The 9,992-nt window shown below is 37.6% G+C and carries 11 protein-coding genes and 12 tRNA genes; 6 read left to right on the forward strand and 17 right to left on the reverse strand.

Annotated elements, in window-relative coordinates; genetic code table 11:
* Window positions 1-34: 34 nt before the first annotated feature.
* From HMPREF2685_RS03555 to HMPREF2685_RS03570, 4 genes are read right to left on the reverse strand one after another with little or no spacing between them, the layout of a single operon-like run.
* A complete protein-coding gene (locus HMPREF2685_RS03555) occupies window positions 35-1,540 on the reverse strand; it encodes a zinc ABC transporter substrate-binding protein AdcA (protein WP_070465340.1) in 1,506 nt (501 codons plus the stop codon).
* Between the two features lie 2 nt (window positions 1,541-1,542).
* On the reverse strand, window positions 1,543-2,346 hold the full coding sequence (locus HMPREF2685_RS03560) for a metal ABC transporter permease (RefSeq protein WP_003009676.1): 804 nt from the start codon (window positions 2,344-2,346) through the stop codon (window positions 1,543-1,545).
* Window positions 2,339-3,043, reverse strand: a complete 705-nt coding sequence (locus HMPREF2685_RS03565) for a metal ABC transporter ATP-binding protein (protein ID WP_003013743.1) — start codon at window positions 3,041-3,043, stop codon at window positions 2,339-2,341. The genes HMPREF2685_RS03560 and HMPREF2685_RS03565 overlap by 8 nt, the downstream gene beginning before the upstream one ends.
* 1 nt (window position 3,044) lies before the next feature.
* Window positions 3,045-3,482 (reverse strand): zinc-dependent MarR family transcriptional regulator, encoded by a 438-nt coding sequence (locus HMPREF2685_RS03570; protein ID WP_003004547.1) that lies wholly within the window; start codon window positions 3,480-3,482, stop codon window positions 3,045-3,047.
* A gap of 648 nt (window positions 3,483-4,130) precedes the next feature.
* Here HMPREF2685_RS03570 and HMPREF2685_RS03575 point away from each other — a divergent pair.
* The gene (locus HMPREF2685_RS03575) at window positions 4,131-4,457 is read left to right on the forward strand and encodes a DMT family transporter (RefSeq protein WP_009732038.1); all 327 of its coding nucleotides are present in this window, start codon (window positions 4,131-4,133) and stop codon (window positions 4,455-4,457) included.
* Between the two features lie 163 nt (window positions 4,458-4,620).
* Here the strand turns inward: HMPREF2685_RS03575 and HMPREF2685_RS03580 are convergent, their stop codons facing one another.
* Window positions 4,621-5,067 carry a helix-turn-helix transcriptional regulator gene (locus tag HMPREF2685_RS03580; RefSeq protein WP_000287814.1) on the reverse strand — a complete coding sequence of 149 codons (447 nt, stop codon included), beginning with the start codon at window positions 5,065-5,067 and terminating at the stop codon, window positions 4,621-4,623.
* A 319-nt stretch (window positions 5,068-5,386) separates the two neighbouring features.
* Here HMPREF2685_RS03580 and HMPREF2685_RS03585 point away from each other — a divergent pair, with 319 nt between their 5' ends.
* Genes HMPREF2685_RS03585 through HMPREF2685_RS03605 form a run of 5 tightly spaced genes read left to right on the forward strand, consistent with a single transcriptional unit; the run spans window position 5,387 to window position 8,877 of the window.
* Window positions 5,387-5,860: a hypothetical protein gene (locus HMPREF2685_RS03585; protein WP_000182279.1), complete on the forward strand. Its 474-nt coding sequence runs from the start codon at window positions 5,387-5,389 to the stop codon at window positions 5,858-5,860.
* Window positions 5,861-5,900: 40 nt separating this feature from the next.
* Window positions 5,901-7,097 carry a replication initiation factor domain-containing protein gene (locus HMPREF2685_RS03590; protein WP_070465343.1) on the forward strand — a complete coding sequence of 399 codons (1,197 nt, stop codon included), beginning with the start codon at window positions 5,901-5,903 and terminating at the stop codon, window positions 7,095-7,097.
* Between the two features lie 2 nt (window positions 7,098-7,099).
* The gene (locus HMPREF2685_RS03595) at window positions 7,100-7,486 is read left to right on the forward strand and encodes a hypothetical protein (protein ID WP_061599443.1); all 387 of its coding nucleotides are present in this window, start codon (window positions 7,100-7,102) and stop codon (window positions 7,484-7,486) included.
* A gap of 59 nt (window positions 7,487-7,545) precedes the next feature.
* On the forward strand, window positions 7,546-7,740 hold the full coding sequence (locus HMPREF2685_RS03600) for a DUF3173 domain-containing protein (RefSeq protein ID WP_000598356.1): 195 nt from the start codon (window positions 7,546-7,548) through the stop codon (window positions 7,738-7,740).
* A 3-nt stretch (window positions 7,741-7,743) separates the two neighbouring features.
* Window positions 7,744-8,877 carry a tyrosine-type recombinase/integrase gene (locus HMPREF2685_RS03605; protein WP_070465346.1) on the forward strand — a complete coding sequence of 378 codons (1,134 nt, stop codon included), beginning with the start codon at window positions 7,744-7,746 and terminating at the stop codon, window positions 8,875-8,877.
* A 75-nt stretch (window positions 8,878-8,952) separates the two neighbouring features.
* On the opposite strand, the gene HMPREF2685_RS03610 is transcribed toward HMPREF2685_RS03605, so the two are convergent.
* The 12 genes from HMPREF2685_RS03610 to HMPREF2685_RS03665 all read right to left on the reverse strand — a co-directional run bounded on the left by HMPREF2685_RS03610 (window position 8,953) and on the right by HMPREF2685_RS03665 (window position 9,991).
* Window positions 8,953-9,036 (reverse strand) — tRNA-Leu (locus tag HMPREF2685_RS03610).
* A 10-nt stretch (window positions 9,037-9,046) separates the two neighbouring features.
* Window positions 9,047-9,118 (reverse strand) — tRNA-Gln (locus tag HMPREF2685_RS03615).
* Between the two features lie 19 nt (window positions 9,119-9,137).
* Window positions 9,138-9,210, reverse strand: a tRNA-His gene (locus HMPREF2685_RS03620).
* A 12-nt stretch (window positions 9,211-9,222) separates the two neighbouring features.
* Window positions 9,223-9,293: transfer RNA gene (locus HMPREF2685_RS03625), tRNA-Trp, on the reverse strand.
* A 6-nt stretch (window positions 9,294-9,299) separates the two neighbouring features.
* Window positions 9,300-9,380, reverse strand: a tRNA-Tyr gene (locus tag HMPREF2685_RS03630).
* Window positions 9,381-9,395: 15 nt separating this feature from the next.
* Window positions 9,396-9,468, reverse strand: a tRNA-Phe gene (locus HMPREF2685_RS03635).
* A 3-nt stretch (window positions 9,469-9,471) separates the two neighbouring features.
* Window positions 9,472-9,545: transfer RNA gene (locus tag HMPREF2685_RS03640), tRNA-Met, on the reverse strand.
* Between the two features lie 9 nt (window positions 9,546-9,554).
* Window positions 9,555-9,644: transfer RNA gene (locus HMPREF2685_RS03645), tRNA-Ser, on the reverse strand.
* A 10-nt stretch (window positions 9,645-9,654) separates the two neighbouring features.
* Window positions 9,655-9,728: transfer RNA gene (locus HMPREF2685_RS03650), tRNA-Ile, on the reverse strand.
* Window positions 9,729-9,744: 16 nt separating this feature from the next.
* Window positions 9,745-9,818 (reverse strand) — tRNA-Met (locus HMPREF2685_RS03655).
* A gap of 6 nt (window positions 9,819-9,824) precedes the next feature.
* Window positions 9,825-9,898, reverse strand: a tRNA-Pro gene (locus tag HMPREF2685_RS03660).
* Between the two features lie 19 nt (window positions 9,899-9,917).
* Window positions 9,918-9,991 (reverse strand) — tRNA-Arg (locus HMPREF2685_RS03665).
* Between the last annotated feature and the right edge of the window lies 1 nt (window position 9,992).

Raw genomic sequence — 9,992 nt, forward strand, 5'->3', positions numbered from 1 at the left:
ATAATCAGTCCTAGTCTCTCTTTTGATACAGCTCTTAATGAGCCAGCATTTCCTGTGCCACTTCTAAACCAGATAAGTTCGAAGGATAATACGTTGGCCAATTTTCCAACTCATCATAAAGCGCTTCTTGACTCTTTCCTCCATGGAAAATGTGGAAGTGAGCTGCCTTTACCGGAGTAATTTCATGGTCACTAAATTGAACATATTTGAAGTCTCCCGCATCGCTCTCCTTCGCTTCAAAGAGATAACGAACACCACGATTCCCCTTCTTATAAGTCAAAATGTGCTTACCTACGTATTTATAGGTATATTTCTTAGAAGATCCTTTTTGATAAAACTCCATTGAATCCTTATCAATCTTAATCCGATCAATATCTGTTTGGTAACCCTTTGTATAATATTCCTTATACTCAGCAGCCGTCATAGTTGGATTTAATTTTGCCTTATAATCAAAGACCTGATCCAAAGTTCCATCTTGCAAGTATGGATAAACCGATTTCCAATCACCTGCATAATTTGCTAAGCTACGATCCTTCACTTGACTATCCTCGAAATATCCCTTTTGAACTGTCTTAGCATCTTCCTCATGTTCCGGTTGAATATCCTTACCAGCTTGTGACGTTGTTTTCTCTAGCGCCTTCAGATTCTCCTTCATAACAGACACGTAGTCTTCGCCATCTTTCATTTCTTGATCCGTCAAGCTTTCCAAAGGATTTAAGACAGCCAACTCAACACCAGCTTCAGAAGACAAGGTTTTCGCCAAGGACTTAGAAGCATTTTCCTCAAAGTAAATGACCTTAATCTCATTTTTCTTGATATACTCTGTCAATTCACGCAATCGTGCAGCAGAAGGCTCGCTATCAGGTGAAATCCCTGAAATGGCCACCTGGTTTAAGCCATAATCCAAGGCCAAGTAACGGAAAGCCGCGTGTTGGGTCACGAAATTCTTTTGTTTCGCATCTTTCAACCCATCCTGATAAGCTTGATCCAAGGCCTGTAATTTCTTTAGATAGGCTTGGGCATTTTTCTCAAACGTCTTTTTCTTATCTGGATAAGCTGCCACCAACTGATCACGAATCGACTCTACCATCTTCATGGCACGATGTGGAGAGAGCCAAAGGTGAGGATCATATTCATGATGGTGTTCTTCGCCCCCTTCGTGTTCATGTTCCTCTTCCAATCCAGGAAGCAAGACCATTCCCTTGGTAGCATCGATCACTTTGGTCTTCTTATCCTTCATTGATTTCAAAAGATTTGGAACCCAGGTTTCCATGTTTTCATTTTCATAGACGAAAACATCCGAATCTTGAATCATAGCCCGCCCCTTTGCAGACAATTCATATTCATGAGGCTCTGATCCCGCTCCAATGAGCAGGTCTACCGTTCCTTCATCTCCGACAATATTTTTTGTAAAATCATAAACAGGATAAAAAGTGGTCATCACTTTTAATTTCCCATTTTGACTCTGACTTTTGCTACAAGCTGCCAAAACAAGGGTCAAAGCCACTAACAATAACCAACCAAATTTTTTAAAGTTCATATCTACTTCCTCAAACGTGATCCAAGATTCACAAGCAAGAACAGTGCCACAAATAAAAGCGTGATGCTGGCACTCGCTGGTGTATCTGCAATATAAGACAAAATCAACCCACTAAACATCCCGATAAAACCAATGATGACCGCAATCAGCATGACCCCACGGAAGTTCTTCCCTAATTTCAGCGCAATACTAGCCGGTAAGACCATAATGGTTGAAACCAATAACGATCCTGCTGCAGGAATCATTAAGGCGATAGCAACCCCCGTTACCACATTAAATAAGATGGACATGGTCCGGACCGGAAGCCCATCCACAAAGGCCGTATCTTCATCAAAGGTCAGAATATACATAGGACGCAAGAATAAGGCCGTCAGCACTAACACAACGAAAGCAATCACAAACAAGGCAATCACCTGTTCATCCGTAATGGTTAGGGTAGAACCAAACAAATACTGATCCAAGCTCATGGAGCTCTTCCCACCACCACGCATCAGTACCAAAGCTAGGGCAAGACCAGTGGACATTAAAATTGCCGTCCCGATCTCCATAAAGTCCTTAAATAAGGTCCGCAAATACTCAAGAAAGACCGCAGCAATAATGACAATAATCATAGTCGAGAGCGTCGGAGAGATTCCAAGGAAAAGCCCAAAAGCGACACCCGCAAGAGAAACGTGACTCAGCGTATCACTCATCAGACTCTGCCGTCTTAAAATTAAGAAAATCCCTAATACAGGAGAAAAAAGACTCATGGCAACCATAGCCAACAAGGCCCGTTGCATAAAATCATACTGGAATAAATCAAGCATGGTCACCCTCCCCTTCTGTATCGTGGACGTTAAAACATCTCCAAGGAGAGCTTTGGTCACGAACCAAATGAATATTCCGATCCGCAAATTGGTTAACCTCTTCAGGATCATGCGTAATCATCAAAACAGATTTTTGATGGTGATGCGCACTATGATGCATTAACTCATAAAAATCACTCTTTGTCGTCGCATCCATCCCTGTTGTAGGTTCATCTAAAACAAAGATATCCGGATCTGAAGCAAACATCCGAGCAATGACGGCCCGCTGTTTCTGACCACCAGACAAAGAACCAATCGCCCGATCCTTGAACTCCAGCATCCCAACAGATTCTAAACTCTTTAGAATATGCTTTTCATCGTGCTCATTCAACTTTCGAAACCAGCCTTTACGAGGATACCGACCTGACTTCACAAATTCATAGACCGTACTTGGAAATCCAGCATTAAAACTAGCAATCTGTTGTGGCAAATAAGCAATCCTTAACTTCTTTCCCTTAACATTCGTCTTTGAAATCTCAACTGTCCCGACCTTGGGCTGTAAAATCCCAAGACTAGCCTTAATCAAGGTTGACTTAGCAGCACCATTTTCACCGGTCAAAGTCACAAACTCCCCACTATCTAAGTAGTAATTGATCCCTTCTAAAACCGGTTCCCGATCATAATAAAACGATAAATTCGAAACCGTAATATACCTCAAACTATAACTCCTCTTCCAATAGATCTAAAAACCGCGAAATGACCCCTTGCTCATTCTTTGTAAACTTCGACAAAACATCCTCATAAGTGTGAAGAGTATGCTGATGGTGGTGCTGATGCTCTAATGCAATAGGCTTACCAATCTCAGTTAAGCGATAATAGAGAACCCGAGCATCATTTTCATCTCGATAAGTCTCCAGCATGCCCTGACTTAATAAGGGCTTCACGGCCTTCGTGATAGCCGCCTGACTGACATTCAATTTCTTAGCTAAGACAGAATTGGTTAGAGCTTCATCAGCAACCAGCATCAAAATATGTTCCTGAGTGTTAGTTAATGAAACACCACTTGTACAAGAACCAACTAAAATCTCATGCTGATTTTCTGATAACAATAAAATAGAATTTAAAAATCGATCGATTTTATTTGCAACTTCAGACAAAATTGACTCCTTCTAATTCACTAAATGAAACTTTACCGGTTAATTATATCACAAAAAAGAAAAAATTAAAACAAAAAAAGGAGTAAAACTCCTTTATAATCTATACCGGCGGCCGGGGTCGAACCGGCACGTCCTTGCGGACACTGGATTTTGAGTTCCATAACTCCATTATTTAAATCTTACAACCCTGATTTAATAGGGTTTTAAGCCTTTTGAATCTTGCAAAATAGACTCATTTTTCAAATTTTAGTAACTTTTTGGTAACACTCCATACCTTATCGTTCTAAGAGCATCATCAGAGAATAGACGATATGTCCCAACAGGTTATATTCATCCAGAGGTATTCAAGACACTTGTACGATTAACAGTTAATGTAATCATTTTATTTTCTCCTTTAATTAGGGTAAGTGTTTTTTATTATTTTAACAAAAATAACTCTTTAGCCCAAGAATTTGATAATTCATTTTCTAACAAAACTTTTTTTTTAAAATTTATCTTATGATATACTAAACTTATCAGCTATTGGTTCTGAAAAAGTGTCTGCCACAGTTTTACTACAAATTCTCATGACTTGTGCCAAGATTTATAAAAAACGGATAGCTATAATAGCTCTTAGAGCAAAAACATGACATATAGGAGGTTAAAGACATGTCATACTTTTATCTTTTTATCGCCATTGTAGGAGAGATATTGGGAACTAACCTTTTGAAATTATCAGACGGTTTTACAAAGCCTATTCCAACCGTTTCTGCCCTACTTAGCTATGGCGTTTGTTTCTATTTCCTCTCACTAGCAATGCAAAAAATTCCTTTAGGAATAGCTTATGCAACATGGTCAGCTGTCGGTTTAGTTTTGACAGCCTCTATCGCAGTAATGATTTTCAAAGAAACACTAAATGTTTATAGCATTATCGGTTTAATTTTGATTATCATTGGTGTTGTCATGGTTAACTTATTAGGAAATGCAGGACATTAATAAAACCGGCTCTATACTATTTGTAGTGGGTAAATCCCCTATGGATATTATGGAGCCTATTTTGTTGTAGAAAAAAAGTTCCATAAGAACTATAATGAAAAGCTAGAATTCTGTCAATATTTTGGACACATTTTGGGAGGGAATTTTGAAGACTAGCGTCCTCCTAATTTTCCCAATAAGTTTTAACTTCTTCAAAAATCTTATTCAAAAGTTCTGCATCTTTTTCTGACAACTGATTTTTTTCTATAACTCTATCTTTTAGTTCTGTTGCCTTTATTTTATTTCTTGCCACCGAAACTGCTATTGAATGTTTCAAAATATCAAACTCATCCTTTGAAAAGTTTGCAATATTGGTAAGATCTAATTGTTCTAGAGGTAAACTACTGATAATTGAATAAGGTTTTTGTCCCAGCAAATAATCTGTAGTAGTCCCAAAGATATTTGCTAATTTCACAACGAATTCTAATCCTGGTTCTAACGTTCCATTCTCCCACCGAGAATATGTCCCTTGTTGAACTCCAATTAATTCCGATATTTGTACTTGAGTTAACTTTTTTGATTTTCTGAGAGTTTTTAACCTCTCTGAAAATTTATAATCCTCTGTATACATAATTCTCCTATAGATATTCTTATTCGTATATTTTAGCTTGACAAAATATTCTAAACGGTATAAAATAGAATTATTCCATAAGGAATATTTATTTTGAGATTGAATATTCCATTGAGAATATTATAGCATAAAAGGAGGTAAAAGCGTATGTAACTAGTAGTCGATTTAAAAAATTTTAATAAAGGAGGTAGGATTCGACAAAATAAAAAATCTTGAAACAAATGTGCCGTTCGTTCCAAGATCAAAACATATTATGTAACAATTATACCACAGAAAACTCTTCAGTTGCACAAGAAAATTTCGGAGGTTTCACAAAAAGATGACCAATAAAGAGTTAGTCAATCAAATTTCTGGCCTAAACTCTACCTCTACTCTTAAAAATTGGATTCAACTGATTAAAGAGATAAGTGGCAAGGAATTTAAGAAAATTAAAGTTCCTATCAGTAGAAATCCCAGAACTCATCAATTAAGTTATACAGTTGCCTATGATTTTACAGACGAAGACCTTAGACAATTTCAAAAGTTAGCTAAACTAAAACTTGAAATAGGTCTAAAAGAGGCTATACAAGCCGTATTTGGGAGTCTAGCAGACAATGAACATGAATCCCTAAACCAAGTAATAGATGAGCTCTACGATGAACTGAGCGCCTTAAAACAGGAATTTAAGCGAGAAATGCGACTGATAAAAATTGAGAATTCCAACCTAAAAAAGAAAATCCAAGATATTGAAGAGTCGATGCAAACCGGCTTACTAGGGTTTGTTAACAAGAGGTCAAAAAATAGGTTCGGCTAATAGCGAGTTTTCGGCTGAGCCATGAGGCAGAAAGCCGAAAATGAGCGTAGATGCGGACGGACCATTTTTGACCGATAGGGTGTGTAGTAACACCACCCTCTGCAAGTTAGGTATACCATCGAAAAAATTCAGTATTACCAAGGGTTTTGGAGATTTTAAGGGTGGCAAAATTAGGCAAAAAGTTGAATCAAAATCTATGGCAAAAAATGAGCATTTACGTTCTGTATTTGACTGGATTCAAATTCAGTTTGATAAGACTGAATTTTCGCCAAGAGAAATAATCGAAGACATTCTATTTCTTGATTATGACCTATTTATTGAGAATAAAGGGAGCCTTAAATACTATAACTATGATAGCCAGCTTCATCATGGGAATATCCGTATCTACTATGGAGCGAAAGAGTCGTCCTACATGCTTGTCATGTCAGGACAGGCACTCGAGTTCTTTAGAGATATGGTATTAGATCCAAATAGTCTGTCCGAAAGACAGTTTCTGAACAACCTCTACTACAATTACAATCAGTTTTCAGTAAGACGAATTGATATTGCAATAGATGATTTTAATGAAACACCCTATTTCACTCCTAATCAGCTTCTAAAGATTTGTCAGAAGAAACGCTTTATATATGGAAAAAGCACTTACTACAATACCTACGGAGATGAAACAATCGGTCAAACCTTATATTTGAGAAAACCCAATGATGATGAAAGACTTAGAATTTACGATAAACGCTTAGAACGAGCTGAGAAGCTCGGCATCAGCAAGCGATTTATAGAAAATTGGATAAGAACTGAGTTAGAACTTAGGAAAGAAAAAGCTCACTACTTCATTCAAGAATGGTTGCATTCAGAAATAGACCTTCTCAACTTTACCAAGGGATATCTCAAGGAAAAAGTGAGGTTCTATAGTGATAGTCACTTCTCAAAACCTTTGAGATCTTGGGAAAAGTTTTTAGGTCACTCAAAACCTGTCTCTATCATTATTTCAAAATCAAAAACAGAACTAGAACAAAAATTAGAATGGTTTACTTATAAAGGTTCAGGAGCTATTCTAAAAGCGTATAAATTTCTATACGACAATAATTTACTGCATGAGTATGAGAAATCTAACTATCTTGCACTCAATAATATGGAATATCCACCAGATTTAGCAAGTGGATTAATAGAAAGGGCAATACTCTTTAAAAGAGAGGATTTGATCCCCACAATCAAAGAAAATATCAAAAGGAGAAATTAACTATGGCAAAAATGCTTTCACAAAATGACTGGAATTTTAATAACATTGGAACAAAATTTGAATTGGATGAAGTCATTCCAAAATTTGAAACGGAAGTCCGAGCAGATGCAAACGGAGAAATTATCAAAAACCGAGATGGTAGCGAAAGACGTTTTAATACCGATAAAATCATTGGTTGGAAATACAATGTAACAATCAAGGATGGACAATTCAAAAAGAAATCAACCCAAGTCTCAGTAGACAATCCAGAAGCTTTAGTTGATAATGACTATATCCAAGCAATGGATGAAGTACCAGTAACATTTGACAATTTACAAGCTACTATGATTAGCACGACAATGTATTACAAGGCGGATGCAATCCATCTAGTAGATGTAAAACAAAAATAAGTATCAGACAAGGGGAGTTAATCCTTCCCTTACTTAATCTAATTAGAAAAGGAGATCACATGATTAAAACTGTAACAAAAGATGACCTTATCGAACTTGGATTTGCTCCAGGAACTGCAAGAAAGATTATCCATACTGGCAAATTACTATTAGTGAATCGTGGTTTTAATATCTACGATAACAAACGGATTGGTACAATTCCAGCCAGTGTCGCTGAAGAACTACTAGGAATTGAACTCCAGAAAGAAGCATAATGAATGACTATTCGTAAAACTAAAAGTGGTAAATGGACCGTTGATGTTTCTAATGGTTTCCACCCCGTCACACAAAAAAGAATACGTATCATTCGAAAAGGATTAAAATCTAAAAAGGAAGCCCTAGAACTAGAACAACATATTCGAGTTGTAGAATTAAAAGAAAAACAATTTGACTTTGTAGTCACAACGGATATGTTATTCGACTTACTTGAAGAAGATGATTTGAAAAATGGCAGAAAAGTAAGCTACACAAGTACACAAAGAAACAATTATGAGCGTCATATCAAGCCATATTTTAAAAATACAAATTTAAATAAATTAACGTATGACCATATATTCGAATTTCGTGAATACCTAAAAACAAAACCTAAAAAACAAAATGAAAATGAAGTTTTAAGCTATAATACAATTAATAAGGTTCTAATTCTACTTAAAAAAATTTTTGATACTGGTATAAGAAAATCTCTCATTGACAAAAATCCAGTTAAGAATCTGAGAAAATTACCAATTAGGAAGCCTGATATTAAATTTTGGAGTATAGAAGAATTCACGAAATTTAGAGAACTTATTCGAGATGATGAAATAAGTTATGACCTGTTTTTCATAATTGCTTTCTTTACTGGAATGAGAATGGGAGAAATCCTCGCATTGACCTGGAATGATATAAATCTTTTAACAAATACGATATACGTTACCAAAACGGTATACTTTGTCAATAATACAAGCTACATTAATACAACAAAAACACGATCAGGAACTAGAAATATAACAATAAATCAGAAATTAACGGAAATGCTAAAAGATTGGAAAGTAAAACAAAAAGAAAAACTTGAGGAATTTACGAAAAATACTGAAGAACTACAAATAATACAGAGTACACCAATAACAATTACAAAAAATATGATTGATAAGAAGTTTAAGCAAATACTAGAAAGGGATAAAGATTTAAAGAAAATAAGAATTCATGATTTGAGACACTCTCATGCATCATTACTTATAAATCAAGGAGAAGATTATCTTGTTGTCAAAGAAAGATTAGGACACGCATCTATTACAACAACAATTGATACTTATTCTCATTTGTACCCTAGCAAACAGAAAACATTGGCTAATAAACTTGATGATTTATTTTAAAATGGAAAAAATTGGTAACTCGACACACAACAAAGAAAAAAAAGACAAGGTCCGAAAACCTTGTCTTTAATACTATACCGGCGGCCGGGGTCGAACCGGCACGTCCTTGCGGACACTGGATTTTGAGTCCAGCGCGTCTGCCAATTCCGCCACGCCGGCATAAATTTAACTGGGGTAGCTGGATTCGAACCAACGCATGAGGGAGTCAAAGTCCCTTGCCTTACCGCTTGGCTATACCCCAATAATAATATTATTAAATAGGCGAGTGATGGGGATCGAACCCACGCATGCCAGAGCCACAATCTGGTGTGTTAACCACTTCACCACACCCGCCATAATTATTAACACGGGCAGTAGGAATTGAACCCACACTGAAGGTTTTGGAGACCTTAGTTCTACCTTTAAACTATGCCCGTAAAGGATGGAAGGGGAGGGATTCGAACCCCCGAACCCGAAGGAGCGGATTTACAGTCCGCCGCGTTTAGCCTCTTCGCTACCCTTCCTGATTATTGAATTGATGGCGCGAGACGGAATCGAACCGCCGACACATGGAGCTTCAATCCATTGCTCTACCAACTGAGCTACCGAGCCAAATTGCGGGAGCAGGATTTGAACCTACGACCTTCGGGTTATGAGCCCGACGAGCTACCGAGCTGCTCCATCCCGCGTTAATATTAAGGAGGATGTGGGATTCGAACCCACGCACGCTTTTACACGCCTGACGGTTTTCAAGACCGTTCCCTTCAGCCGGACTTGGGTAATCCTCCAATATAACAATGGACCTTGTAGGACTTGAACCTACGACCACTCGGTTATGAGCCGAGAGCTCTAACCAGCTGAGCTAAAGGTCCAACAAGATCAACAATATAGCGGCGAAGGGGATCGAACCCCCGACCTCCCGGGTATGAACCGGACGCTCTAGCCAGCTGAGCTACACCGCCATAATATCGGGAAGACAGGATTCGAACCTGCGACACCTTGGTCCCAAACCAAGTACTCTACCAAGCTGAGCTACTTCCCGATCTAAAGCTACCGCTTTATGCACCCTAGAGGAGTCGAACCTCTAACCGCCTGATTCGTAGTCAGGTACTCTATCCAGTTGAGCTAAGGGTGCT

The sequence above is a fragment of the Streptococcus sp. HMSC074F05 genome (assembly GCF_001808725.1).
In the GTDB taxonomy this organism is placed as follows: Bacteria; Bacillota; Bacilli; order Lactobacillales; family Streptococcaceae; genus Streptococcus; species Streptococcus parasanguinis_I.